Consider the following 24,876-nt stretch of genomic DNA (forward strand, 5'->3'; position numbering starts at 1 on the left):
GGAGGCGACTCGCCCACGCGTCCCGTCGGCGAGTGCCGCGGCGCGCGGCGTCCCAGTATCCGGGACAGCCTCAAAACGGCTTCACACTCCTGACCAAGTCCATTACCCTGGACTCGGAAGTACACCGAGATGAACGTATCTGATCCCAGCCAGCCCCAGGACCGCCCGTGAGCACCTCCAGCCACACCGCCCCCGCGACCCAGCAGGTACCGGCATCCCCGGAGGGCGCACCGCGTCGGTCCGGTCCGTTCGGCTCGCTCGGGCCGGTCGGTCTGGTGCTGGCCGGCGGGATCTCGGTGCAGTTCGGCGCGGCGGTCGCGGTGACCCTGATCCCGAGGGCCGGCGCGCTCGGCGTCGTCACCCTGCGGCTCCTCGCCGCGGCCGTGGTGCTGCTGGTGGTCTGCCGACCCCGGCTGCGCGGTCACTCGCGCACCGACTGGGGCACCGTGATCGCCTTCGGTGTCGCCATGGGCGGGATGAACGGCCTCTTCTACGAGGCGGTCGCCCGCATTCCGCTGGGCCCCGCGGTCACCCTGGAGGTCCTCGGCCCGCTGGCGCTGTCCGTGCTGGCGTCCCGCCGGGCGATCAACGCGTTGTGGGCGGCGCTCGCCCTGGCGGGCGTCTTCCTCCTCGGCGGCGGGGGCTTCAGCGATCTGGACCCCATAGGTGTCGCTTTCGCCCTGGGTGCCGGCGCCATGTGGGCGACCTACATAGTCTTCAGCGCCCGCACCGGCCGCCGCTTCCCGCAGGCGGACGGCCTGGCGTTGGCGATGGCGGTCGCCGCCCTGCTCTTCCTCCCCATCGGCATCGCCGAGGCGGGCAGCCGTCTGCTGAACCCCACCACCGTCGCCCTCGGCGCGGCGGTCGCGCTGCTCTCCTCGGTGCTGCCCTACACCCTCGAACTCCTGGCGCTGCGCCGCCTGCCCGCCCACACCTTCGCCATCCTCATGAGCCTGGAGCCGGCCATCGCGGCCACGGCGGGCTTCCTGGTGCTCGGCCAGGCGCTCTCCGCCACGGAGGCCGCCGCCATCGCCCTGGTGATCGCGGCGACCATCGGCGCGGTGCGGTCCCAGGTCGGGCGGGGCAAGGTCCCGGCGCCGGCCCCCGAGGTCTGACCGTCGCACGACGGGCGCGGCCCGCGCTCCGGAGTCCAGCCGGGCGGCTTCGCGCGGCCCTTGCGGCGGGCGGGCGTCCCGCGGAAATTAATGCAAGCATGCTTGATTGTTTCTGGGCCCGCTGCCATGCTCCCCCTCATGGCCGACCCGACGCCCGTCATCGACGACCTGCGTGCCGAAAGCGACGAACTCGACCTGCTGGTCGCGGACTTGAGACCGGAGCAGTGGGCGCGGCCCACTCCCGCGCCCGGCTGGACCGTCGCCCACCAGATCGCGCACCTCGCCTGGACCGACCGCTCGGCCCTGCTGGCCGTCACCGACGCCGGGGCCTTCCAGGCTCTGGTCGACAAGGCGCTGACCGCCCCAGGCTCGTTCGTGGACGAGGGCGCGGAGGAAGGCGCCCGGCTGCCGTGCGCGGAGCTGCTGGCGGGGTGGCGTGCCGGGCGGGACCAGCTCCAACAGGCCCTGCGCGCCGCGCCGGCGGGGAGCCGGTTCCCCTGGTACGGGCCGCCCATGTCGGCCGCCTCCATGGCCACCGCCCGCCTCATGGAGACCTGGGCCCATGGGCTGGACATCGCCGACGCCCTCGGCGTGGACCGCCCGCCCACCGACCGGCTCCGGCACGTGGCGCGGCTCGGGGTGCGGACCCGCGACTTCGCCCATCTGGTCCACGGACTCACCCCGCCCGCCGACGAGTTCCGCGTCGAACTCCGGGCGCCCTCCGGAGACCTGTGGGTGTACGGGCCGGAGGACGCCGCCCAGCGCGTCACCGGGCCCGCGCCGGACTTCTGCCTGCTGGTCACCCAGCGGGCCCACCGCTCCGACCTCGACCTGCGCGCCGACGGGCCGGACGCCGACCGCTGGCTCGGCATCGCCCAGGCCTTCGCGGGCCCGCCCGGCACCGGCCGCCCGCCGCGGGAGGGCACCCGGTGAACCCGCTGCGCATCGGCAACTTCTCCGGCTTCTACGGCGACCGCCTCGACGCGCTGCGCGAGATGCTCACCGGCGGCGAGGTCGACGTCCTCACCGGTGACTACCTCGCCGAACTCACCATGCTCATCCTCGGCCGCGACCGCCTGAAGGACCCTTCCGCCGGGTACGCCCGCACCTTCCTGCGCCAGCTGGAGGACTGCCTCGGCCTCGCCCACGAGCGCGGGGTGCGGATCGTCACCAACGCCGGCGGCCTGAACCCGGCCGGACTCGCGGAACGGATCCGCGAGTTGAGCGAGCGGCTCGGCATACCGGTGCGGGTCGCCCATGTCGAGGGCGACGACCTCGCCGCCGCCCACCCCGGCACCCTGGCCGCCCACGCCTACCTCGGCGGCTTCGGGATCGCCGAGTGCCTGCGGGCGGGCGCGGACGTCGTCGTCACCGGACGGGTGACGGACGCGGCGCTGGTCACCGGGCCCGCCGCCGCCCACTTCGGCTGGCGGCCCGGGGAGTACGACCGGCTCGCCGGTGCCGTCGTCGCCGGGCATGTGCTGGAGTGCGGGACGCAGGCCACCGGCGGCAACTACGCCTTCTTCGGGGAGGGCGACGTACGCCGCCCCGGCTTCCCGCTCGCCGAGATCCACGCCGACGGCAGCAGCGTCGTCACCAAGCACCCCGGCACCGGCGGCCTCGTCGACGTCGGCACGGTCACCGCCCAACTGCTGTACGAGACGGCAGGCGGCCGGTACGCCGGGCCGGACGTCACCGCCCGGCTGGACACCGTGCGGCTGAGCCAGGACGGGCCGGACCGGGTGCGGATCGAGGGGGTGCGCGGGGAGGCGCCGCCGCCGACGCTCAAGGTCGGGCTCAACCGGCTCGGCGGCTTCCGCAACGAGGTCGTCTTCGTCCTCACCGGACTCGACATCGAGGCCAAGGCCGCCCTCGTGCGCGGACAGCTCACCGACGCCCTCGCCAAGTCACCGCCCCGGGAGGTCCGCTGGGACCTCGTGCGCACCGACCGCGCCGACGCGGACACCGAGGAGACGGCGAGCGCCCTGCTGCGCCTGGTCGTCCGCGACCCGGACCAGCGGCTCGTGGGACGCGCCCTGAGCGGGGCAGCCGTGGAGCTGGCACTGGCCAGCTACCCCGGCTTCCATGTGCTCGCCCCACCGGGGAAGGGCGCACCCTATGGAGTCTTCGAGGACGTGTACGTGCCCCATGGTGCCGTCGACCATGTGGCCGTCCTCCACGACGGCAGCCGTGTCCTCGTGGCACCCGCCGGGGAGACGGCCGCACTGGAGGCCGTACCGGAACCCGCCCTGCCCGAGCCGCCGCCGCCCGGGCCGGTCCGCCGGGCGCCCCTCGGCCTGGTCGCCGGGGCCCGCAGCGGCGACAAGGGCGGGAACGCGAACGTCGGCGTGTGGGCGCGCTCGGACGGGGCCTTCCGGTGGCTCGTCCACGAGCTGACCGCCGACCGGTTCCGGGAGCTGATCCCCGAGAGCCGGGACCTGCCCGTCACCCGGCACGTGCTGCCCAACCTGCGCGCCCTCAACTTCGTCGTGACCGGCATCCTCGGCGCCGGAGTCGCCGCGCAGGCCCGCTTCGACCCGCAGGCCAAGGCCCTCGGCGAATGGCTGCGCTCCCGCCACCTGGACATCCCGGAGGCCCTGCTGTGACCGTCCTGCCCTCCGCCGTCGACCCTGGCGGCCCCGACTACCTGGCCAACCGCGAGGCCATGCTCGCCAAGCTCGCCGACCTGGAGGCGGAGCACGCCAAGGCGCTCGCGGGCGGCGGCGAGAAGTACGTCCAGCGGCACCGCGAGCGCGGCAAGCTGCTCGCCCGCGAGCGCATCGAACTCCTCCTCGACCCGGACACCCCGTTCCTCGAACTGTCCCCGCTCGCCGGCTGGGGCAGCGACTACACGGTGGGCGCCTCGCTGGTCACCGGCATCGGCGTGGTCGAGGGCGTGGAGTGCCTGATCACCGCCAACGACCCGACCGTGCGCGGCGGCGCCAGCAATCCATGGAGCCTGAGGAAGGCGCTGCGCGCCAACGACATCGCCCTCGCCAACCGGCTGCCCTGCATCAGCCTGGTGGAGTCCGGCGGTGCGGACCTGCCGTCCCAGAAGGAGATCTTCATCCCCGGAGGCGCCATCTTCCGGGACCTCACCAGGCTCTCCGCGGCCGGCATCCCGACCGTGGCCGTCGTCTTCGGCAACTCCACCGCCGGCGGCGCCTACGTACCCGGCATGTCCGACCACGTGATCATGGTCAAGGAACGCGCCAAGGTGTTCCTCGGCGGCCCGCCGCTGGTGAAGATGGCGACCGGTGAGGAGAGCGACGACGAGTCCCTCGGCGGCGCCGAGATGCACGCGCGCGTGTCGGGCCTCGCCGACCACTTCGCGGTCGACGAGCGGGACGCGCTCCGGCAGGCCCGCCGGGTCGTCGCCCGCCTCAACCACCGCAAGGCCCACCCCGATCCCCCCTTCGCGCCACCACCCGAGTACGACGACGAGGAGCTGCTGGGCATCGTGCCCGGCGACCTGAAAACCCCCTTCGACCCCCGCGAGGTCATCGCCCGGCTCGTCGACGGCTCCGACTTCGACGAGTTCAAGCCGCTGTACGGGACGAGCCTGACGACCGGCTGGGCCACGCTGCACGGCTACCCGGTCGGCATCCTGGCCAACGCCCAGGGCGTGCTGTTCAGCGCCGAGTCGCAGAAGGCCGCCCAGTTCATCCAGCTCGCCAACCAGCGCGACGTCCCGCTGCTCTTCCTGCACAACACCACGGGCTACATGGTCGGCAGGGAGTACGAGCAGGGCGGCATCATCAAGCACGGCGCCATGATGATCAACGCGGTCAGCAACAGCCGCGTGCCCCACCTGTCCGTCCTCATGGGCGCGTCGTACGGCGCCGGGCACTACGGCATGTGCGGCCGCGCCTACGACCCGCGCTTCCTGTTCGCCTGGCCCAGCGCCAAGTCGGCCGTCATGGGCCCCCAGCAGCTCGCGGGCGTCCTCTCCATCGTCGCCCGGCAGTCGGCGGCGGCGAAGGGCCGGCCGTACGACGACGACGCGGACGCCGCCCTGCGCGCCATGGTGGAGCAGCAGATCGAGTCCGAGTCGCTGCCGATGTTCCTGTCCGGGCGGCTGTACGACGACGGCGTCATCGACCCGCGCGACACCCGCACCGTTCTCGGCCTGTGCCTGTCCGCCATCCACACCGCCCCCTACGAGGGCGCGCGCGGCGGCTTCGGCGTCTTCCGGATGTGAGGCTCATGATTTCGACTCTGCTGGTCGCCAACCGCGGCGAGATCGCCTGCCGGATCTTCCGCACCTGCGGCGAACTCGGCATCCGCACGGTCGCGGTGCACTCGGACGCGGACGAGACCGCGCTCCACGCGCGCGTGGCCGACACCGCCGTACGGCTGCCGGGCGCGACGCCCGCCGAGACCTATCTGCGCGGCGACCTGATCGTGAAGGCCGCCCTGGCCGCCGGTGCGGACGCCGTCCACCCCGGCTACGGCTTTCTCTCCGAGAACCCCGCGTTCGCCCGGGCCGTCCTCGACGCCGGACTCGTCTGGATCGGGCCGCCCCCGGAGGCGATCGAGGCGATGGCGTCCAAGACGCGCGCCAAGGAGCTGATGGGCGTCGCGCCCCTCGGCGAGGTCACCGAGGCCGACCTGCCGGTCCTGGTGAAGGCGGCCGCGGGCGGCGGCGGCCGCGGAATGCGGATCGTGCGCCGGCTGGCGGACCTGCCGGACGCGCTGGAGGGAGCGCGCGCCGAGGCCGCGAGCGCCTTCGGCGACGGAGAGGTCTTCACCGAGCCCTACCTCGAACGCGGCCGCCACGTCGAGGTGCAGATCCTCGCCGACACCCACGGCACGGTGTGGACGCTCGGCACCCGCGACTGCTCCCTCCAGCGCCGCCATCAGAAGGTGATCGAGGAGGCCCCGGCGCCCGGACTGAGCGCGGGACTCCAGGAGGAACTGCGCACGCTCGCCGTGCGCGCCGCGCGCGCGGTCTCCTACGTCGGCGCCGGCACCGTGGAGTTCCTGGTCGCCGACGGCCGCGCGCACTTCCTGGAGATGAACACCCGCCTCCAGGTGGAACACCCGGTCACCGAGGCGGTGTTCGGTGTCGACCTGGTGGCCGAGCAGATCCGCGTCGCCGAGGGCCACCCGCTGGCGAGCGAGCCGCCACGCGCGCGCGGGCACGCCGTCGAGGTCCGTCTGTACGCCGAGGACCCCGCCCGCGACTGGGCCCCCCAGACCGGCACCCTGCACCGCCTCGCCGTACCCGCCGGGGTCCGCCTCGACACCGGTTACACCGACGGCGACACCATCGGCGTCCACTACGACCCGATGCTCGCCAAGGTCGTCGCCCACGCCCCCACGCGCGCGGAGGCGGTCCGCAGGCTCGCCGGCGCCCTGGAACGCGCCGCGCTGCACGGCCCGGTCACCAACCGCGACCTGCTGCTGAACTCCCTGCGCCACCCCGAGTTCACCGCCGCCCGCATGGACACCGGCTTCTACGACCGCCACCTCGCCGCCCTCACCGCCCCGGCCCCCGACCCGCTCGCCCCGCTGGCCGCGGCCCTCGCCGACGCCCACGGCCGCTCCCGCTTCGGCGGCTGGCGCAACGTGCCCTCGCAGCCGCAGACCAAGCGGTACGAGATGGCCGGCGAGGAGCACGAGGTCCACTACCGGCACACCCGGCAGGGACCCACCGCCGACGGGGTCCGGGTGGTGCACGCCGACGCGGGCCTGGTCGTACTCGAAGCGGACGGCGTCCAGCGCCGGTTCGAGGTGGCGCGGTACGGATCGGACCGGGTGTACGTGAACTCCATCGCGCTCACCGTCCTGCCCCGCTTCCCGGACCCGGCGGCCCAGCTCGCCCCCGGCTCCCTGCTCGCGCCGATGCCGGGCACGGTCGTCCGGGTCGCCGACGGGCTGACCGAGGGCGCGACGGTACGGGCCGGCCAGCCACTGATCTGGCTGGAGGCGATGAAGATGCAGCACCAGATCTCGGCGCCCGTCACGGGCACGCTCACCGCCCTGCACGCCACGACGGGCCGGCAGGTGGAGCCAGGAACGCTGCTGGCGGTCGTACACGAACTCCAGGAGACACCATGAGCACTCTCATCGAGTCCGAAGAGCACAAGGCCCTGCGCGCCGCGGTGGCCGCCCTCGGCAAGCGGTACGGCCGCGACTACATCGCCCGGACCCTGGCCGCGGGGCGTCACCCCACCGAACTGTGGGCGGAGGCCGGCAAACTCGGCTACCTCGGCGTCAACCTCCCCGAGGAGTACGGGGGCGGAGGCGGCGGCATCACCGAACTCTCCATCGTCCTGGAGGAACTGGGCGCGGCCGGCTCCCCGCTCCTCATGCTCGTCGTCTCCCCGGCCATCTGCGGAACGGTGATCTCCCGCTTCGGCACGGAGGAGCAGAAGCGGGCCTGGCTCCCCGGACTCGCCGACGGCACCCGCCTCATGGCCTTCGGCATCACCGAGCCCGACGCCGGCTCCAACTCCCACCGCATCACCACCACGGCCCGCAAGGACGGCGCCGACTGGCTCCTCACCGGCCGCAAGGTCTTCATCTCCGGCGTCGACATGGCCGACGCCGTGCTGATCGTCGGCCGCACCGAGGACGCCCGCACCGGACGCCTCAAGCCCTGCCTGTTCATCGTCCCCCCGGACGCCGAGGGCTTCCAGCGGCACCCCATCGACATGGAACTCAACGCCGCCGAGAAGCAGTGGGAACTCGTCCTGGACGACGTACGGCTGCCCGCGGAAGCACTGGTCGGTGGGGGCCCCTCCCACGCTTTCGGCAGTGGGGGAGAGGACGCCGGTCTGCTCCAGCTCTTCGCCGGGCTCAACCCCGAGCGGATCATGACGGCGGCGTTCGCGATCGGCATGGGCCGGTACGCGCTCGCCAGGGCGGTCGAGTACGCCCGCGAACGCACCGTCTGGAAGGCCCCCATCGGCGCCCACCAGGCCATCGCGCACCCCCTCGCCCAGGCGCACATCGAACTGGAACTGGCCCGGCTCATGATGCAGAAGGCGGCCCACCTCTACGACGCCGGCGACGACATCGGCGCGGGCGAGGCCGCCAACATGGCCAAGTACGCGGCCGCCGAGGCCTGCGTGAAGGCCGTCGACCAGTCCGTGCACACCCTCGGCGGCAACGGCCTCACGCGCGAGTTCGGCCTCGCCTCACTGATAACGGCCTCGCGCGTGTCTCGTATCGCACCGGTGAGCCGGGAGATGATTCTCAACTACGTCTCCCACCAGACCCTGGGCCTGCCCAAGTCGTACTAGGCCGCAGCGGCGGCCGCTTGGAGGAACCGTGTTCCGCAGCGAGTACGCAGACGTCCCGCCCGTAGAACTCCCCATCCACGACGTCGTTCTGGGCCCCGCCGCCGGCTACGGCGACCACGCCGCCCTCATCGACGGCACGGACGGCACCACCCTCACGTACGAGCAGGTGGACCGGTTCCACCGGCGGATCGCCGCCGCCCTCGCCGACGCCGGTGTCCGCAAGGGCGACGTCCTCGCCCTGCACAGCCCCAACACGATCGCCTTCCCCACCGCCTTCTACGCGGCCACGCGAGCGGGCGCCTCCGTCACCACGGTGCACCCGCTCGCCACCCCCGAGGAGTTCGCCAAGCAGCTCGCCGACTGCGCCGCCCGCTGGATCGTCACCATCTCACCGCTGCTCGGGACCGCCCGCCGCGCCGCCGAACTCGCGGGCGGCGTAAGGGAGATATTCGTCTGCGACAGCGCGCCCGGGCACCGCTCGCTGATCGACATGCTCGCCACCACCGCCCCCGAGCCGGAGATCGGCTTCGACCCGGCCGAGGACGTCGCCGCCCTGCCGTACTCCTCCGGCACCACCGGCGTCCCCAAGGGCGTGATGCTCACCCACCGGCAGATCGCCACCAACCTGGCCCAGCTCGAGGCCCCCGTCCCGGCCGGACCCGGCGACCGCATCCTCGCCGTACTGCCGTTCTTCCACATCTACGGCCTCACCGCCCTCATGAACGCCCCCCTGCGCAAGGGCGCCACCGTCGTCGTCCTGCCCCGCTTCGACCTCGAGACCTTCCTCGCCGCCATCGAGACCCACCGCATCACCGGGCTGTACGTCGCCCCGCCGATCGTCCTCGCCCTCGCCAAGCACCCGGCGGTCGCCCGCTACGACCTCTCCTCCCTCAGGCACGTCATCAGCGCCGCCGCCCCCCTCGACGCGCGACTCGCCGCCGCCTGCTCCGAACGCCTCGGCCTGCCCCCGATCGGCCAGGCCTACGGCATGACCGAACTGTCGCCCGGCACCCACGTCGTCCCGCTCGACGCCCTGCACCACGCGCCCGCCGGTACCGTCGGCCGCCTCATCGCCGGCACCGAGATGCGCATCGTCTCCCTCGACGACCCCGCCAAGGACCTCGGCACCGGCGAACCCGGCGAGATCCTGATCCGCGGCCCGCAGGTCATGAAGGGCTACCTCGGCCGCCCCGACGCCACCGCCGCCATGATCGACCCCGACGGCTGGCTGCACACCGGGGACGTCGGGCACGTCGACGACGACGGCTGGCTCTTCGTCGTCGACCGGATGAAGGAACTCATCAAGTACAAGGGCTTCCAGGTGGCCCCGGCCGAACTGGAGGCACTGCTGCTCACCCACCCCGGCATCGCCGACGCCGCCGTCATCGGCGCCCACAACGACGACGGCAACGAGATCCCGCACGCCTTCGTCGTCCGCCAGCCCACCGCCGCGGACCTCGGCGAGAACGAGGTCATGCTGCACGTCGCCGAACGCGTCGCCCCCTACAAACGCGTCCGCCGCGTCACCTTCATCGACACCGTGCCCCGCGCCGCCTCCGGGAAGATCCTCCGCCGACAGCTCCGGGAGCTGCCTTGAGCACCCTCGTCTCACGCACGCGCGCGCGTGGCGTCGAAACCCTCAGCCTCGACGCCACCGACACCCGCAACGCACTCTCCGCCGCCCTCGTCGAGGCGCTCTCCGGCGCACTCGCCGACTGTGCCGAGGACCCCGGCGTACGCGCCGTCGTCCTCACCCACACCGGCACCACCTTCTGCGCCGGGGCCGACCTGCGCGACCCTCCGCACCCGGACGCCCTGGTGGACCTGCTGCGGCAGATCGTCGAGCTGCCCAGGCCCGTCGTCGCCCGGGTCACCGGACACGTCCGGGCCGGCGGCCTCGGCCTCCTCGCCGCCTGCGACATCACCGCCGCCGCCACCACCGCCACCTTCGCCTTCACCGAGGTCCGCATCGGCGTCGCCCCGGCGGTGATCTCCCTGCCCGTGATGCCCCGCGCCGACCCGCGCGCCCTGGCCCGCTACTACCTCACCGGCGAACGCTTCGACCCGGCCGAAGCCGTACGGCTCGGCCTGCTCACCGCGGCCGCCGACGACGTCGACGAGGCCCTCGCCCCCGTCCTGGACGGCCTGCGCCGCTCCTCGTCCCAGGCCCTGGCCGAGACGAAACGGCTGCTCACGGCTAGGGTGCTGGAGACCTTCGACCGGGACGCGGCCGACCTGACCGCGCTCTCGGCCCGGCTGTTCTCCTCGCCCGAGGCCCGGGAGGGGATGACGGCCTTCCTGGAAAGACGGGATGCGGCATGGGTGGTGTGAGTACGGCGGAACGCGACCGCGTACCCAAACAGGACCGCAGCCGGGCCACCCGGCAGCGGCTCCTGGAGGCCGCCGTGGCCTGCCTCGCCGAACACGGCTGGGCGGGCTCCACGGTCGCCGTCGTGGCCGAACGCGCAGGCGTCTCCCGGGGCGCCGCCCAGCACCACTTCCCCACTCGCGAGGACCTGTTCACGGCCGCCGTCGAGTACGTCGCCGAGCAACGCTCCACCGCCCTGCGCGAACTCTTCCCCGACGGCCCCGCCGACCGGCGCGCCGTCGTCTCCGCCGTCGTCGGCCTCTACACCGGCCCCCTCTTCCGCGCCGCCCTGCACCTGTGGGTCGCCGCCAGCGACGAGGACCAGCTCCGCGCGCGCGTCACCGAACTGGAGGCCCGCGTCGGCCGCGAGTCCCACCGCATCGCCGTCGAACTCCTCGGCGCCGACGAGTCCCGCCCCGGGGTCCGCGAAACCGTCCAGGGCCTGCTCGACATGGCCCGCGGCCTCGGCCTCGCCAACCTCCTCACCGACGACACCGCCCGCCGCGAACGCGTCGTCGCGCAGTGGGCGGCACTCGTGGACACGGCCCTGGACTGAGCCGCTGTCAGAGGCAAGCGGCGGCCGGGGCGACGACCACTACGCCCTCGGCCACCTCGGCCTCGAATCCTGGAACCGCCCCGAGTTCACCGCGGACTTCCGCGCCCGGCTCGCCAGGATGCTGGACGTCGCCCGGCTCGCCGGAAGACTGGGCGGGCACCGGCTGGTCCCCCTCCGGGGCAAGCTCCGACCCCGCCCGCCACGCACCGGGCGCAGTGACCCGGGCCACAGGCGTATCCCGCGAGCCGCAGTACCCTTGCGCCATGCTTCCGATGCTCGTCCGACGCCGCCACGTGGACTACGTGCGCGTCACGAGCATGGGCTGTCGGCGCTTCTCCGCCTGATCCAGCCCCTTCGAGCCTTCTCACTCTTTCCGGCACCCGGGGGCCGCCACACCCCCGGCGGCCGCCCGTGCCCCGTACACCCCGCGGACGCACCCCATGACGACGCACACCTCGACGACCCCGTCGTACGCCCAGCTCCCCATCATCGACCTCTCCGCCGCCGACCGCGGCCCCCAGGCCCGGGCCCTGCTCCACGCCCAGCTGCACAGCGCCGCCCACGACGTCGGCTTCTTCCAGCTCGTCGGACACGGCGTGACCCCGGCGGAGACCGACGCGCTGCTGACCGCCATGCGCGCCTTCTTCGACCTCCCCGAGGCCGACCGCCTCGCCCTCGACAACGTGGGCTCCCCGCACTTCCGCGGCTACACCCGCACCGGCGACGAACGCACCGCCGGCGCCCGCGACTGGCGCGACCAGCTCGACATAGGCGCCGAACGTCCCGCCCACGTCCCCGGCCCCGGCGAACCGCGGTACTGGTGGCTGCAGGGCCCCAACCAGTGGCCCGCCGCCCTGCCCGAACTGCGCACCGCCGCCCTCGCCTGGATCGACCGGCTGAGCACCGTCGCCCAGCGCCTGCTGCGCGAACTGCTGACCGCCATCGGCGCCCCCGCCGGCTTCTACGACCCCGTCTTCGGCGAACACGCCCACCCGCACCTCAAGCTCGTCCGCTACCCCGGCAGCGCCGGCGACGGCACCGACCAGGGCGTCGGCGCCCACAAGGACTACGGCTTCCTCACCCTGCTCCTGCAGGACACCGTCGGCGGCCTCCAGGTCCAGCGCGCGGACGGCCGCTTCCACGACGTCCCGCCGATCGAGGGCGCCTTCGTCGTCAACCTGGGCGAACTCCTGGAGGTGGCCACCAACGGCTACCTGCTCGCCACCAACCACCGCGTGGTCAGCCCGCCCGGAGCGACCGAGCGCTTCTCCGTCCCGTTCTTCTACAACCCCCGCCTGGACGCCAGGATCGAGCCGCTGCCCTTCCCGCACGCCCCCGCGGCCCCCGGCGTCACCACCGACCCGGCCAACCCGCTCTACGCCGAGTACGGCTACAACGAACTCAAGGGCAAGCTCCGGGCCCACCCGCTGGCGGCCGAGCGGCACCACGGTGACCTGCTGACCCCGGCGTGACCCGCGCCGCGGGCGCGCGGGCGGCCGCACAAGTGCCGCCGCCCGCGCCCCTCGACGGCTCCCTCAGTGGGCGATGTCCGCGTACCCCTCGATGTCCCGCGGACTGCGCGACCCCGGCCCCACGTACGTCGCCGACGGCCGCACCAGCCGCCCGGTCCGCTTCTGCTCCAGGATGTGCGCCGACCACCCGGCCGTCCGCGCGCACGTGAACATCGACGTGAACATGTGCGCCGGGACCTCCGCGAAGTCCAGCATGATCGCCGCCCAGAACTCCACGTTCGTCGCCAGCACCCGGTCCGGCCGCCGGTTGTGCAGCTCCTCCAGCGCGGCCTTCTCCAGCGCCTCCGCGATCTCGAACCTCGGCGCCCCCAGCTCCCGCGCGGTACGCCGCAGCACCCGCGCGCGCGGGTCCTCAGCCCGGTACACCCGGTGCCCGAAGCCCATCAGCCGCTCACCGCGGTCCAGGGCCCCCTTGACGTACGCCTCCGCGTCCCCGGTGCGCTCGATCTCCTCGATCATCCCGAGCACCCGCGAGGGCGCGCCGCCGTGCAGCGGCCCGGACATCGCACCGACGGCACCCGACAGCGCCGCCGCGACGTCCGCGCCCGTGGAGGCGATGACCCGGGCGGTGAAGGTGGACGCGTTCATGCCGTGCTCGGCGGCCGACGTCCAGTAGGCGTCCACGGCGGCCACGTGCTTCGGGTCGGGCTCGCCCCGCCAGCGGATCATGAACCGCTCGACCACCGAATTCGCCTTGTCGATCTCCCGCTGCGGCACCATCGGCAGCCCCTGCCCGCGCGCCGACTGCGCGACGTACGACAGCGCCATCACCGCGGCCCGCGCCAGGTCCGCGCGGGCCTGCGCCACGTCGATGTCCAGCAGCGGTTTCAGACCCCAGACGGGGGCCAGCATGGCCAGCGCCGACTGCACGTCCACCCGGATGTCACCGGAGTGCACCGGGATCGGGAACGGCTCGGCCGGCGGCAGACCGGGATTGAAGGCACCGTCGACCAGCAGACCCCACACGTTCCCGAAGGAGACGTGCCCGACCAGGTCCTCGATGTCGACGCCCCGGTACCGCAGGGCACCGCCTTCCTTGTCGGGTTCGGCGATCTCCGTCTCGAACGCGACGACCCCTTCGAGTCCGGGTACGAAATCGGACATCAGGCGGCTCCCTCGTGAATGTCGGCGGCGGTCACCCCGGTGATGCCCCGTTCGGCCGGTGGTCACCCAAACCGCGGCGGAACCTGCACCATAACCCCGAGTGCCACAGTTGGGGAGCCCACGCGACACTGAGTGCCACGCGCGTTCGATACGGCAGGATGACCGCGTGACCGACCGCGACCCCAGCCCCGACCCGCTGCTGGACCCCGCCGCCATGCGCAAGCAGTACCGCGCCGCGGGCCTCGACGAGAAGGACCTCCCGGCGCACCCGATGGACCAGTTCACCGGCTGGTTCGAGGACGCCGCGCGGGCGGCCCTGCACGGCACGCTCTACGAACCCAACGCGATGGTCGTCTCCACCGCGGACGCGGCGGGCCGCCCCAGCTCCCGCACGGTCCTGATGAAGCAGTTCGACACCGACGGCTTCGTCTTCTACACCAACTACGACTCCCGCAAGGGCCGCGAACTCGCCGCCAGCCCCTATGTGTCGCTGCTCTTCCCCTGGCACCCGATCGCCCGCCAGGTCATCGTCACCGGCATCGCCCGCCGCACCGGCCGGGAGGAGACCGCCGCCTACTTCCGGACCCGCCCGCGCGGCTCCCGGCTGGGCGCCTGGGCCAGCGCCCAGTCCTCCGTGATCGCGTCCCGCGCCGAACTGGAGACGGCCTACGCCGAGCTGGACGCACGCCACCCGGAGGACGAGGACATCCCGGTCCCGCCGCACTGGGGCGGCTTCCGCGTCGCCCCGGAGACGGTCGAGTTCTGGCAGGGCCGCGAGAACCGCCTCCACGACCGCCTGCGCTACACCTGCCGCCCCGACGGCTCCTGGACCCTGGAGCGCCTGAGCCCCTGACCCCGCCAGGGGGCGGGAACGCAGACGACCCGCGAGCTCGGTTCCACCGCCTGACGGCGGCGAAGCCGGCCGGACGTACCGGCGAGCTCGCGGGTCGGGTGACTGCGTTGGATTCGGCCGGCTGCGTGCGTCTCGCACACGCTGGTCCGGCACCGCACATGGTGTGGTGGCAGGCCGCTAGCCCGCAGCCACCTCGCGCGTCCGGGTTTCAATCATTTACCCGATCACCTCCTTTCTCACGTATGAGCCAGCCTAGGAAGCGATCCAAGGATGCTCAAGGGATTTTCCGCGTACCTCGGCCGGCGGGCCGAATGTGATGGACGGGCCCGAGGGATGCCCCTAGCTTGCCGGACATGGGTGATCTTCGGATTCGGGCCGTGAACGGCGACGGCATGCTCGAACAGTGGCGGTACGTGCACAACGCGGTGGTGCCGCCCGCCGCCATGTCGCTCGCGGGGGCGCGGACGCGGGCGGGGCGGTACCGGCTGGTGAACGCCTACCTCGGCGAGGAACTGGTCGGGTGTTCCACCGTTCGGCCGCCGGCCGGGGACGAGGCGGTGTCGACCGTGATCGCGCGGGTGCTGCCCGCGTTCCGGTGCCGCGGCTTCGGGGCGGCGATCTACGAGGACGGGCTGGCGCACGCGCGCGGGCTGGGGGCGCGGGCCGTCGAGACGTGTGTGCTGGCGGTGAACGAGGACGGGCTGCGGTTCGCCGGGCGGCGCGGGTTCGTGGAGGTCGACCGGTACGTGCTCGACGGTGAGACGGACGAGTGGGTGGACCTGCGGCTCACGGCGTCGGACGGGCAATGATTGCGGCAATCTTGCGGGAACAGGATGTGGGCTGTGTCACGTTCGAGTTGAATGAAGGCCAATGAGCGAACCGAGCGCCGTGCGTGTGCGGACGCAGCGTCCAGGGGGTCCAGGTGAGTGCTTCCCGGCGGAGTGGGACCACCGACGAGCTGGGCCCCGACGAGCCCGAGCGGGGCGGCGGCCCGCACGGGCCGGACGGTGCCGACTGTCCTGACGAGTCCGGCGGGTCCGATCTGCTCGCCGCGCTGCTGGACGGCATGGACGCGGCACTGTGCGCCTTCGACGCCGACGGTGTGGTGACGCACTGGAACCGGGAGGCGGAGCGCATCCTGGGCTGGACGGTGGCCGAGGCGGTCGGGCGGCACGGGTTCGCCGGCTGGGCGGTGCGCAGCGCGGACGCCGAGGAGGTCCAGGAGCGCCTGATGTCGGCCATGCACGCGCCCGGCCGGCAGGTGCACGAGTTCGCGCTGGTGACCAAGGACGGCGGACGGGTGCTGGTGCGGACCCAGTCGGCCGCCGTGCGCGGCCCGGACGGGAAGCCGGCGGGGGTGTACTGCGCCTTCAGCGAGGTGCACGCGCAGATCGACCTGGAGCGGTCTATCGCGCTGAGCGAGGCGCTGTTCGAGGACGCGTCCTGGGGTGTGGTCCTCGTGGACGCCGATCTGCGGCCGGCCGTCGTCAACGGGCACGCGGCGCGGGCGCTGGGCATCGGGCGGACGTCGGCGCTGGGTCGGCCGCTGGGCGAGCTGCTCGCGCAGGGGGTGGAGGAGCTGGAGAGCGCCCTCACCCATGTGCTGGCCGAGGGCGCGCCGCCCGCGCCCGCCGAGATGTGGGTCACGGTGCGCGGGCCCGAGGGCGAGCGGCGGCGCTGCTGGCGCAGCGGGTTCGTGCGGCTGGCCTCGCCGCTCGCGGAGGAGCCGGTGCCGCTGGGCGTGGGCTGGCTCTTCCTGGACGTCACCGAGGCCAAGCAGGGCGAGCAGGAGGCGTCCCTGCTGCGCTTCCGCTCCAACCAGCTCCACCGGGCCGCCCGGGCCGCCGCGGAGTGCGAGGACCCGGCGGAGGCGGCCACCGTCCATCTGGACTTCGCGCTGGCCGGGTTCGCCGACCACGCGCTGCTCGACCGCCTGGCCGGCCCTCCGCGCGCGGAGGGCGACGAATCGGTTCCGGTGCGGCTGGTGCGGCTCGCCGCGTCGCCCGCCGGGGCGCCCGGCCCGAGCCTGCTCACGGGTGCGGCCGGGCTGCCGCTGCGCTACGAGGAGGGGCATCCGGCGCTGCAGTGCGTCGAGCGGGCCGGCACCGTGCGCGCGGACGCGGGGTCGGTGCCGGCCGAGCGGGCGCGGGACTGGGCGCTGGCCCGGCAGTGGCCCGAGGACGCGGTGCACGGACTGTGCGCGGTGCTGCGCAGCCGGGGCCGGACGCTGGGCGTGGTCACCTTCCTGCGCGGGGGCGCCCGGAGCCGCTTCGAGCGGTCGGACGCGGCCTACGCGGAGGACGTGGCGGCGCGGATGGGGGCGGCGCTGGACCTCGCGGAGGCGGTGCGGGCGCCGCGGGCCGGGGAGTAGTCCGGTGCCCCGGTGTCAGTGCCGGTAGAAGATGCGGTCGCCGTACTCGGTCATGACGCGGGCGTTCCAGTCGTGGCCGCCGTCGACGTTGCCGGAGCGCAGCAGCGGGGGTTCGATGCCGCGGTCGGCGAGGGTGGCCGCGGCGGTGGCGACGACGGCCTGCATCAGGGCGGTGGTGACCACGGTCGAGGCCGGGGCGAAGGGCGCCGGGATGGTGTCGAGGGTGAGTTCCGCGTCGCCGACGGTGATCTTCGAGTCCAGGACGATGTCGCAGTGGTCCTTCAGGAAGGTGCCGGAGGAGTGCCGGGAGGTGGTCTCGGAGGCGTACGCGACCGAGGTGACGCCGATGACCTTCACACCGCGGGCGCGGGCGCCGGTGGCCATCTCCACGGGCAGGGCGTTGCGGCCGGAGAGGGAGACGATCACGAGGGCGTCGCCGGCGCGGAGGGGGGACGTGTCCAGGACGGCGCTCGCGAGGCCGTCGACGCGTTCCAGGGCGGAGCCGAGGGTGGCCGGGGTGACGTCGACGCCGACGACCCCGGGGACGGTGAGCAGGTTCATGAGCGCGAGTCCGCCGGCCCGGTAGACGACGTCCTGGGCGGCCAGCGAGGAGTGGCCGGCGCCGAACGCGAACAGGCGGCCGCCGGACGCCACGGTGTCGGCGAGCAGGGTGGCCGCGGCGGTGATCGCCCCGGACTCCTCCTCGCGGACTCGTTGCAGCAGGCCGATGGCGGCGTCGAAGAACAGGTCGGCGGGTGTGCCGTCGCTCATGCGGTGCCCCTTCGCAGCGTCTGTGTCGCGGATCACGGTGCGGTCTGGACCAGTGCGGTGTCAATACGGCGGGGGGTCGTGGGGGCACTGGTGCCCGACGGGTGCCGGCGCGGGTCACGGGCGCGGGCTGTTCGTTTGGTCGGTGCGGCACGGTTGTCAGTGGTATCCGGCAGAATTGAAGCCAGGGCCAGCGCACGCGCCGGGCAGGTTCCGGCAGAGGTAATCGAGGGGCACGTATGTCCGGACTGATCGACACCACGGAGATGTATCTCCGCACCATCCTCGAGCTCGAAGAGGAAGGCGTCGTCCCCATGCGCGCCCGCATCGCGGAGCGGCTGGACCAGAGCGGGCCGACGGTGAGCCAGACCGTGGCCCGCATGGAGCGCGACGGTCTGGTGTCCGTGGCCAGCGACCGGCATCTGGAGCTCACGGACGAGGGGCGCCGGCTGGCCACGCGCGTGATGCGCAAGCACCGGCTCGCGGAGTGTCTCCTGGTCGACGTGATCGGCCTGGAGTGGGAGCAGGTGCACGCGGAGGCGTGCCGCTGGGAGCACGTGATGAGCGAGGCCGTGGAGCGCCGAGTGCTCGAGCTGCTGCGGCATCCCACCGAGTCGCCGTACGGCAATCCGATCCCGGGCCTGGAGGAGCTGGGCGAGAAGGACGGGGCTGACCCGTTCCTGGACGAGGGCATGGTGTCGCTGGCCGACCTGGACGCGGGGACGGACGGCAAGACGGTGGTGGTCCGGCGCATCGGCGAGCCGATCCAGACGGACGCGCAGCTCATGTACACGTTGCGCCGTGCGGGTGTGCAGCCCGGTTCGGTGGTGAGCGTGACGGAGTCGGCGGGCGGTGTGCTCGTCGGCAGCGGCGGTGAGGCGGCCGAGCTGGAGGCGGACGTCGCCTCGCACGTGTTCGTCGCCAAGCGCTGACACGGGAGGGCCCCGGCGCCTCGCGGCGCCGGGGCCTGTCCTCCCCTGTTGCTGACCCGGAGCCCCGAGCTCCCAGGGTCATTCCCCTCGGACCGCTTTTCCCCGAGTGGTCCGCCTCCCGCCAGAAAGATCCCCTCGGCGGCGGCGATCATTCCTCGGGAGGCGTCACTCGAATGAGGGGTGTTGTCAGCAGAGGACGTATTTTCGAAAAGGCATTCGATAGTCTGCGGCGGCAGGGACGACGGACGGCGAGAACGGCAGTACACCGGTACGAGGCAGGCGGAGCTGGGGGGTACCAGGCCGATGGCACGACGTATCGACGTGACGGGAACGGGCGGGGTGCGCCTGGCCGCCTGGGAGTACGCGGACCCTCCGAAACCGGAGGCGGAGCCCGGTGCCCCGGGCGTGCTGTTACTGCACGGCCTGATGGGCCGCGCCTCGCACTGGGCGTCCACCGCCCGCTGGCTCGCCGAGCGCCACCGCGCGGTCGCCCTCGACCAGCGCGGTCACGGCCGCAGCGACAAGCCCCCACAGGCCGCGTACGGCCGGGAGGCCTACGTCGACGACGCCGAGGCGGCCCTGGAGCAGCTCGGTCTCGGCCCCGCCGTCCTCGTCGGCCACGCCATGGGCGCCCTGACCGCCTGGCAGCTCGCCGCCCGCCGCCCGGACCTGGTGCGCGGCCTGGTCGTCTGCGACATGCGGGCCTCCGCGCTCGGCGCCGCCTCGCAGCGGGAATGGGCCGAGTGGTTCCGCTCCTGGCCCGTCCCCTTCGCCACCCTCGCCGACGTCCGCAAGTGGTTCGGCGAGGACGATCCCTGGGTGGAGCGGCCCAACCCCTCGCGCGGCGAGTTCTACGCCGAGGTGATGCACGAGTCCGCCGACGGCTGGCGCCCCGTCTTCGAACCCGACCAGATGCTCCGCACCCGGGAGAGCTGGGTGTACGACGCCCACTGGGAGGAGCTGGCCCAGGTGCGCTGCCCCACGCTCGTGGTGCGCGGTCTCGACGGGGAGCTGGGGCGGGCCGAGGCGCAGGAAATGGTGCGTGTGCTGCCGCTCGGCGAGTACGCGGAGGTCGCCGACGCCGGCCACCTCGTCCACTACGACCAGCCGGTGGCCTGGCGAGCGGCGGTCGAACCGTTCCTCAAGCGCCTCGCGGCGGGCTGACCCTCCTCACCGTCATCCCTTGCTCACCGCCGTCAGGATCTCCGGCAGGCGGGCCGCCGTGCGCGGTGCGGCCAGCCTGAGGCCCCCGAGGGCGATCCCCGCCCCGTAGGCCGCTCCCAGCGGCAGCAGCACCCAGCTCCACGCGTCCCCGCCCGCGCTGACGTTCAGCCAGATCGTCACCGCGATGACGGGGGAGCAGAGCAGGGCGGAGGCGACCATGCCGCCGAAGACCGAGATCCAGGCGAGTCCCGCCTGCCCGGGCGCCACGTTCTTGTGGCCCTCCTGCGGGATGGAGTACGGGAACCCGGCCGAGGTCCAGGCGCCGGTCGCCAGCATGGCGCCCAGCAGGGCCAGGGACAGGCCCAGCACCTCGGGCAGCCGGTCCCAGGCACCCAGCAGCGCGGTGGTCAGCACGGTGACGAGCGCCGCGTACGGCAGGGTGATCACCAGCAGGGCCAGTGCCCGTCCGCGCAGTTCGGCGTAGGCGTCGCGCGGCGAGGAGATCGTCATGGCCACCATCCAGAACGCGGAGGTGTCCTGACCGAACTGGTTGTACATCTGGATGCCGAGCATCCCGGCGGCGAAGCACGCGAAGTAGACCGAACCGGTGCCCTGGACGGCGTTGAAGACCGGCACGATCAGCCCGATGGCCAGTGAGGTCACCCAGGCCGACTTGGTCTTCGGGTCGCGCCAGACGTAGCGCAGGGCGCGCTCCATGACCGGACCCGTGCGCCCGCCGGGCAGCAGCCGGCCCAGCCCGCCCGAGGAGGCGCGGTCCGCGGCGCCGGCGTCCGGGTCCTGCAGGGTGGATCCGTCCGGCGCGGTCATCAGCCGGTTCAGACTCCGCGCCCACCCGGCGACCAGCAGCGCCAACGCGAGCAGAGTGAGCAGCAGTTGGCCGCCCGCGACGCCGTACGACCCCTCGCTCGCCGAGCGCACCGCGCCCACCGCGGAGGCCGGCGGCACCCACGACAGCACGTCCGCGACCGGCCGCAGCGGCCCGAGTCCGGCCGAACCCAAACGCTGCGCGCCGAAGTTGACGAGCTGGGCTCCGACGGCGATCACCAGCCCGCTGAGCACGGCGAGATCGCGCCCCTTCCGGCTGGTCAGCAGCCGCACGTTGGCGGCGGCGACGGCCCGGGCGAGCGCCACGCAGACCAGCAGTGCGAGGACGACGGCGATCACCGCGACGAGGTACCCGGCGCTCCCGTGCGCCACCGACAGCGCGCATCCGGCCAGGACCAGCAGCGTGAACAGGGGCCCGACGCCGACCAGGGAGGCCGCCAGCAGGGCCCGCATCAGCGGACCCGGCCGCAGCGGCAGCATCACCAGCCTGGTGGGGTCCAGGGTCTCGTCACCGCCGGGGAAGAACAGCGGCATCACGGCCCAGCCCAGCGCCAGCACGGCGGTGCCGGGCACGGCGACGGCCTCGGCGTGCGCGTGCCCGCGCAGGGCGAGCAGGCCCAGCAGTTGCAGCAGGGCGAACAGCAGCGCGACGACGGCCGAGGCGACGAACGCGGCCCGCCGGCCCGCCGACTGCCGCAGCCCGTTGCGCAGCAGCGACAGCTTCAGCCGTACGACGACGGAGGTGGTGCTCGTCATCGGGTCGCCCCACCGCCCAGCCAGTCCAGCCGGGACGCGGAGTCCCGGCCGCGCGCCCCCACCAGCTCCAGGAAGGCCGCCTGCAGCGTGGGGTGTTCCCCGCGCACCTCGGCCAGCGTTCCGGTCGCGCGGATGCGGCCCGCCGCCATGACGGCCACCCAGTCGCACAGCGACTCGACCAGCTCCATGACATGGGAGGAGAACACCACGGTGGCGCCGGAGGCCGTGTACCGCTCGAGCACGCCCCGGATCGTCTGCGCGGACACCGGGTCGACCCCCTCGAACGGTTCGTCGAGGAAGACGACCTCGGGATTGTGGAGGAGAGCGGCCGCGAGACCGATCTTCTTGCGCATGCCGGTCGAGTAGTCGACGACGAGCTTGTGCTGCGCCCCGGCGAGGTCGAGCACGTCCAGCAGTTGCGCCGCCCGTTCGTCGGCCTCGGCGCCGGACAGCCCCCGCAGTCGCCCCGAGTACCCGAGCAGCTCGCGCCCCGACAGCCGCTCGAACAGCCTTAGCCCCTCGGGCAGTACGCCGATCCGCGCCTTGACGGCCACCGGGTCGCGCCACACGTCGTGCCCGACGACCTCGACGGAGCCCTGATCGGGGCGCAGCAGCCCGGTCACCATGGACAGGGTGGTGGTCTTCCCGGCGCCGTTCGGCCCGACCAGCCCGACGAACTTCCCGGCGGGCAGGTCGAGATCGATGCCCCCGACGGCAACCTGCTGCCCGAATCGCTTCCAGAGCCCCCGTACACACACCGCAGCTTCGGTCATGCAGGAAGGCTACGGCGCCGCCGGCCTCCCCAGGTGTGCGAGTGTCCGCCGCGCGGGGCGTCAGTGGTCCCGGCGGTCCCGGCCGCACGCGTAGGCCAGCGGCGGGATCAGCTCCTCGGCGTCCGGCAGCCACCGGTTCGCGGGGGTCGGACGGCAGGCCCACTGCACGGCGCCCCGGGAACCGAACCGGGTGGGGGGAGCGGCGACGTAGTTCCCCTCGCCCAGCACCGCCAGATCCAGCGAGGCCGGCGACCAGCCCAGCTTCCGCACCAGCTCGGGGACCTTGGCGGCCGCGCCGGGCAGCACGAGGAACTGCATCCGCCGGTCCGGGGTCAGCGTCACCGGCCCGAGGGTCAGCTCCATCCGCTCCATCCGGGCCAGCGCCAGGAACCCGGCGCTCTCCGGGACGGACACCGCGTCGAAGGTGAGGCCCGTGGGCAGCAGGATCGACGCCGCCGGCTGCTGCTGCCACATCCGCCGGGCCACGGTCGCGCTGCCGGTCGCCTGGGCCGCCCAGTCGGGGCGCGCGGGGTGCGCACCCGGCGCGGGGCAGGAGGCGTCGCCGCACGAGCAGTGCTGCACTCCGCCGACGGATTCCAGCCAGGTGCCCGGGAACACGTCCCAGTGCCGCTCCTCGGCGTAGCGTACGGCGGTCTCCAGCAGCGACTGCCCGCGCTGCTGCGGAATCTGGGCGGATTGGGTGCCCGCGATCGTCTCTTCCACGCACCACTCAACTCCCGCGCTCACCTCGGGTTACGGCCGGAACGCGCGCGGGGGAGGAGCATCCTTTTCGCATTTGGGGCGCATGGGTGCACGGGTGGGGGCGCGCGGGAGGAACCGGGTCGGGAGCTGGGTAGCCAGGGAGGGGGGTGGCATCCGCCGTTACCCCGGCAAACCGCACATGTCACGCATTGACGGTATGTCAGCTGGGCAGTGATCCTCTCGGCCGGAACCCTCCGGCCGGATCTTCACGCTCCAGGGGTTCGCAGGGGGTAGCGCATGGCCGCAAGGCCTCTCGTGGCGAGGCAGCCGAACGAACGGCTGCAGGCACTCATCCAGGAAGCGGGGTGTTCCAACGCCGGACTGGCCCGGCGGGTCAACATGTGCGGCGCCGAGCACGGTCTCGACCTGCGCTACGACAAGACGTCCGTGGCCCGCTGGCTGCGCGGCCAGCAGCCGCGGGGCCGGGCCCCGGCGATCATCGCGGAGGCGCTCGGGCGCAAGCTCGGCCGTACGGTCACGATCGACGAGATCGGCATGGCCAACGGCAAGAACCTCGCCTCGGGGGTCGGTCTCCAGTTCTCGCCGACGGTACTGGGGGCCATCGAGCAGGTCTGCGAGCTGTGGCGCAGCGACGTGGGCCGGCGGGACTTCCTGTCCGGCTCCTCCGTCGCCGCCTCCGCGCTGGTCGAGCCCAGCCGCGACTGGCTGATCTCCGCGCCGGACCCCCAGGTGTCCCGGCAGGCGGGCCCGCGCGTGGGCCTGTCCGACGTGGCGGCGGTACGGTCCATGACCCAGGCGCTGACGGACCTCGACCACCAGTACGGCAGCGGGCACGTGCGCCCGGTGGTCGTGCACTACCTCAACAGCGTCGTCTCCGGACTGCTCGCCGGGTCGTACCGGGAGGCGGTCGGGCGGGAGCTCTTCGCGACCGTGGCCCGGCTCACCGAGCTGGCCGGCTACATGGCGGTCGACACCGGGCAGCCCGGCCTGGCCCAGCGCTACTACATCCAGTCCCTGCGGCTGGCCCAGGCGGCCGGCGACCGCGGCTACGGCGGCTACGTCCTCGCCGCCTCCATGAGCCACCTGGCCGCGGAGCTCGGCAACCCGCGTGAGATCTCCCAGCTCGCGCGCGCCGCACAGGAGGGGGCGCGCGGCCGGGTGACCCCGCGCGCGGAGGCGATGTTCCACGCCGCCGAGGCGCGCGGACACGCCCTGCTCGGCGACCTCCGCGCGGCACAGGCGGCGGAGGACCGGGCGATCGGCTCGATGGAGCGCGCGGACGCGGCCTCCGGGGACGACCCGCCGTGGATCGCGCACTTCGACGAGGCCTATCTGGCCGACGAGCTGGCGCACTGCCACCGCGACCTCGGCCAGGCCCAGACGGCGGCCCGGTACGCCGAGCAGTCGCTGGCCGGCCACCCCGAGACCCGGGCCAGGCGCCGCGCCATCGGCTACGTGCTGCTCGCCACGGCCCAGGTGCAGCAGCGCGAGATCGAGCAGGCCTGCGGCACCGGCCTGAAGGCGGTGGAACTGCTGGAGACGCTCCGCTCCAACCGGGGCGCCGAATACCTGGAGGACCTGCAGCAGCGACTGGAACCCTTCCGGGACGAAGCGGTGGTCAGGGAGTTCGGAGCCCGCCTCGACCTCCAGCCCGCCGCCTGAACGGCAGCCCCGCGGGCACGTGAACGCACGGCGAACGGCACCGGGACGCACGATGGTTGCCATATACAGCGTGCCGCGGGGCGGTTTTGTTACCGCTGTCACA

21 protein-coding genes are annotated in these 24,876 nt (G+C 73.5%); 16 read left to right on the plus strand and 5 right to left on the minus strand.

Annotation, left to right across the window (positions count from 1 at the left end; translation table 11 throughout):
* Positions 1-167: 167 nt before the first annotated feature.
* The 10 genes from ACWCPN_RS08065 (at position 168) to ACWCPN_RS08110 (ending at position 12,761) form a co-directional block, all read left to right on the plus strand.
* The gene (locus tag ACWCPN_RS08065; RefSeq protein WP_451203378.1) at positions 168-1,115 is read left to right on the plus strand and encodes an EamA family transporter; all 948 of its coding nucleotides are present in this window, start codon (positions 168-170) and stop codon (positions 1,113-1,115) included.
* Positions 1,116-1,253: 138 nt separating this feature from the next.
* A complete protein-coding gene (locus ACWCPN_RS08070) occupies positions 1,254-2,048 on the plus strand; it encodes a TIGR03084 family metal-binding protein (RefSeq protein ID WP_451203380.1) in 795 nt (264 codons plus the stop codon).
* Positions 2,045-3,721: an acyclic terpene utilization AtuA family protein gene (locus ACWCPN_RS08075; RefSeq protein ID WP_451203382.1), complete on the plus strand. Its 1,677-nt coding sequence runs from the start codon at positions 2,045-2,047 to the stop codon at positions 3,719-3,721. Before ACWCPN_RS08070 ends, ACWCPN_RS08075 begins: the two co-directional genes overlap by 4 nt.
* The gene (locus ACWCPN_RS08080; RefSeq protein ID WP_451203384.1) at positions 3,718-5,316 is read left to right on the plus strand and encodes an acyl-CoA carboxylase subunit beta; all 1,599 of its coding nucleotides are present in this window, start codon (positions 3,718-3,720) and stop codon (positions 5,314-5,316) included. Before ACWCPN_RS08075 ends, ACWCPN_RS08080 begins: the two co-directional genes overlap by 4 nt.
* Positions 5,317-5,321: 5 nt before the next feature.
* Positions 5,322-7,178 (plus strand): ATP-binding protein, encoded by a 1,857-nt coding sequence (locus ACWCPN_RS08085; protein WP_451203386.1) that lies wholly within the window; start codon positions 5,322-5,324, stop codon positions 7,176-7,178.
* Entirely contained in the window at positions 7,175-8,365 is a 1,191-nt protein-coding gene (locus ACWCPN_RS08090) for an acyl-CoA dehydrogenase family protein (RefSeq protein ID WP_392295343.1), read from the plus strand. The genes ACWCPN_RS08085 and ACWCPN_RS08090 overlap by 4 nt, the downstream gene beginning before the upstream one ends.
* A gap of 28 nt (positions 8,366-8,393) precedes the next feature.
* On the plus strand, positions 8,394-9,962 hold the full coding sequence (locus ACWCPN_RS08095) for a 4-coumarate--CoA ligase family protein (RefSeq protein ID WP_451203388.1): 1,569 nt from the start codon (positions 8,394-8,396) through the stop codon (positions 9,960-9,962).
* Positions 9,959-10,696 (plus strand): enoyl-CoA hydratase family protein, encoded by a 738-nt coding sequence (locus ACWCPN_RS08100; protein ID WP_451203390.1) that lies wholly within the window; start codon positions 9,959-9,961, stop codon positions 10,694-10,696. The genes ACWCPN_RS08095 and ACWCPN_RS08100 overlap by 4 nt, the downstream gene beginning before the upstream one ends.
* Positions 10,684-11,289 carry a TetR/AcrR family transcriptional regulator gene (locus ACWCPN_RS08105; RefSeq protein WP_199210964.1) on the plus strand — a complete coding sequence of 202 codons (606 nt, stop codon included), beginning with the start codon at positions 10,684-10,686 and terminating at the stop codon, positions 11,287-11,289. Before ACWCPN_RS08100 ends, ACWCPN_RS08105 begins: the two co-directional genes overlap by 13 nt.
* 440 nt (positions 11,290-11,729) lie before the next feature.
* The gene (locus ACWCPN_RS08110; protein ID WP_451203392.1) at positions 11,730-12,761 is read left to right on the plus strand and encodes an isopenicillin N synthase family dioxygenase; all 1,032 of its coding nucleotides are present in this window, start codon (positions 11,730-11,732) and stop codon (positions 12,759-12,761) included.
* 63 nt (positions 12,762-12,824) lie between these two features.
* Here the strand turns inward: ACWCPN_RS08110 and ACWCPN_RS08115 are convergent, their stop codons facing one another.
* Entirely contained in the window at positions 12,825-13,925 is a 1,101-nt protein-coding gene (locus tag ACWCPN_RS08115; protein WP_392295346.1) for a citrate synthase 2, read from the minus strand.
* A gap of 166 nt (positions 13,926-14,091) precedes the next feature.
* Between ACWCPN_RS08115 and pdxH the strand changes: the two genes are divergently transcribed.
* The 3 genes from pdxH (at position 14,092) to ACWCPN_RS08130 (ending at position 17,149) form a co-directional block, all read left to right on the plus strand.
* Entirely contained in the window at positions 14,092-14,778 is a 687-nt protein-coding gene (pdxH, locus tag ACWCPN_RS08120) for a pyridoxamine 5'-phosphate oxidase (RefSeq protein WP_199210962.1), read from the plus strand.
* Positions 14,779-15,131: 353 nt separating this feature from the next.
* Positions 15,132-15,587 carry a GNAT family N-acetyltransferase gene (locus ACWCPN_RS08125; protein WP_451203395.1) on the plus strand — a complete coding sequence of 152 codons (456 nt, stop codon included), beginning with the start codon at positions 15,132-15,134 and terminating at the stop codon, positions 15,585-15,587.
* Between the two features lie 113 nt (positions 15,588-15,700).
* Positions 15,701-17,149 carry a PAS domain-containing protein gene (locus tag ACWCPN_RS08130; protein ID WP_451203397.1) on the plus strand — a complete coding sequence of 483 codons (1,449 nt, stop codon included), beginning with the start codon at positions 15,701-15,703 and terminating at the stop codon, positions 17,147-17,149.
* 15 nt (positions 17,150-17,164) lie between these two features.
* On the opposite strand, the gene ACWCPN_RS08135 is transcribed toward ACWCPN_RS08130, so the two are convergent.
* Entirely contained in the window at positions 17,165-17,920 is a 756-nt protein-coding gene (locus ACWCPN_RS08135; protein WP_451203399.1) for an SIS domain-containing protein, read from the minus strand.
* Positions 17,921-18,156: 236 nt separating this feature from the next.
* On the opposite strand from ACWCPN_RS08135, the gene ACWCPN_RS08140 reads away from it, so the two are divergent.
* Complete coding sequence (locus ACWCPN_RS08140) at positions 18,157-18,849, plus strand: metal-dependent transcriptional regulator (RefSeq protein ID WP_020940714.1); 693 nt, start codon at positions 18,157-18,159, stop codon at positions 18,847-18,849.
* A 303-nt stretch (positions 18,850-19,152) separates the two neighbouring features.
* The gene (locus ACWCPN_RS08145) at positions 19,153-20,013 is read left to right on the plus strand and encodes an alpha/beta fold hydrolase (protein WP_199210959.1); all 861 of its coding nucleotides are present in this window, start codon (positions 19,153-19,155) and stop codon (positions 20,011-20,013) included.
* Between the two features lie 12 nt (positions 20,014-20,025).
* Here ACWCPN_RS08145 and ACWCPN_RS08150 read toward each other — a convergent pair whose 3' ends face one another.
* The 3 genes from ACWCPN_RS08150 to ACWCPN_RS08160 are packed head-to-tail and all read right to left on the minus strand — an operon-like array spanning position 20,026 to position 23,111.
* Positions 20,026-21,615 (minus strand): transporter, encoded by a 1,590-nt coding sequence (locus tag ACWCPN_RS08150; RefSeq protein ID WP_451203401.1) that lies wholly within the window; start codon positions 21,613-21,615, stop codon positions 20,026-20,028.
* Complete coding sequence (locus ACWCPN_RS08155; protein ID WP_365127143.1) at positions 21,612-22,388, minus strand: ABC transporter ATP-binding protein; 777 nt, start codon at positions 22,386-22,388, stop codon at positions 21,612-21,614. Before ACWCPN_RS08155 ends, ACWCPN_RS08150 begins: the two co-directional genes overlap by 4 nt.
* A gap of 60 nt (positions 22,389-22,448) precedes the next feature.
* Complete coding sequence (locus ACWCPN_RS08160; protein ID WP_451203403.1) at positions 22,449-23,111, minus strand: bifunctional DNA primase/polymerase; 663 nt, start codon at positions 23,109-23,111, stop codon at positions 22,449-22,451.
* A gap of 276 nt (positions 23,112-23,387) precedes the next feature.
* On the opposite strand from ACWCPN_RS08160, the gene ACWCPN_RS08165 reads away from it, so the two are divergent.
* Positions 23,388-24,773, plus strand: coding sequence for a transcriptional regulator (locus ACWCPN_RS08165; protein ID WP_365127141.1), 1,386 nt, complete (start codon positions 23,388-23,390; stop codon positions 24,771-24,773).
* Positions 24,774-24,876: the final 103 nt, after the last annotated feature.

This window comes from Streptomyces sp. NPDC002386, assembly GCF_053593175.1.

Excerpts from the sequence above, each read along its gene's own strand:
- ACWCPN_RS08070 (WP_451203380.1), top strand. The coding sequence starts at position 1,254 with ATGGCCGACCCGACGCCCGTCATCGACGACCTGCGTGCCGAAAGCGAC.
- ACWCPN_RS08085 (WP_451203386.1), top strand. The coding sequence starts at position 5,322 with ATGATTTCGACTCTGCTGGTCGCCAACCGCGGCGAGATCGCCTGCCGG.
- ACWCPN_RS08090 (WP_392295343.1), top strand. The coding sequence starts at position 7,175 with ATGAGCACTCTCATCGAGTCCGAAGAGCACAAGGCCCTGCGCGCCGCG.
- ACWCPN_RS08105 (WP_199210964.1), top strand. The coding sequence starts at position 10,684 with ATGGGTGGTGTGAGTACGGCGGAACGCGACCGCGTACCCAAACAGGAC.
- ACWCPN_RS08110 (WP_451203392.1), top strand. The coding sequence starts at position 11,730 with ATGACGACGCACACCTCGACGACCCCGTCGTACGCCCAGCTCCCCATC.
- ACWCPN_RS08115 (WP_392295346.1), bottom strand. The coding sequence starts at position 13,925 with ATGTCCGATTTCGTACCCGGACTCGAAGGGGTCGTCGCGTTCGAGACG.
- ACWCPN_RS08125 (WP_451203395.1), top strand. The coding sequence starts at position 15,132 with ATGGGTGATCTTCGGATTCGGGCCGTGAACGGCGACGGCATGCTCGAA.
- ACWCPN_RS08135 (WP_451203399.1), bottom strand. The coding sequence starts at position 17,920 with ATGAGCGACGGCACACCCGCCGACCTGTTCTTCGACGCCGCCATCGGC.
- ACWCPN_RS08140 (WP_020940714.1), top strand. The coding sequence starts at position 18,157 with ATGTCCGGACTGATCGACACCACGGAGATGTATCTCCGCACCATCCTC.
- ACWCPN_RS08145 (WP_199210959.1), top strand. The coding sequence starts at position 19,153 with ATGGCACGACGTATCGACGTGACGGGAACGGGCGGGGTGCGCCTGGCC.
- ACWCPN_RS08150 (WP_451203401.1), bottom strand. The coding sequence starts at position 21,615 with ATGACGAGCACCACCTCCGTCGTCGTACGGCTGAAGCTGTCGCTGCTG.
- ACWCPN_RS08155 (WP_365127143.1), bottom strand. The coding sequence starts at position 22,388 with ATGACCGAAGCTGCGGTGTGTGTACGGGGGCTCTGGAAGCGATTCGGG.
- ACWCPN_RS08165 (WP_365127141.1), top strand. The coding sequence starts at position 23,388 with ATGGCCGCAAGGCCTCTCGTGGCGAGGCAGCCGAACGAACGGCTGCAG.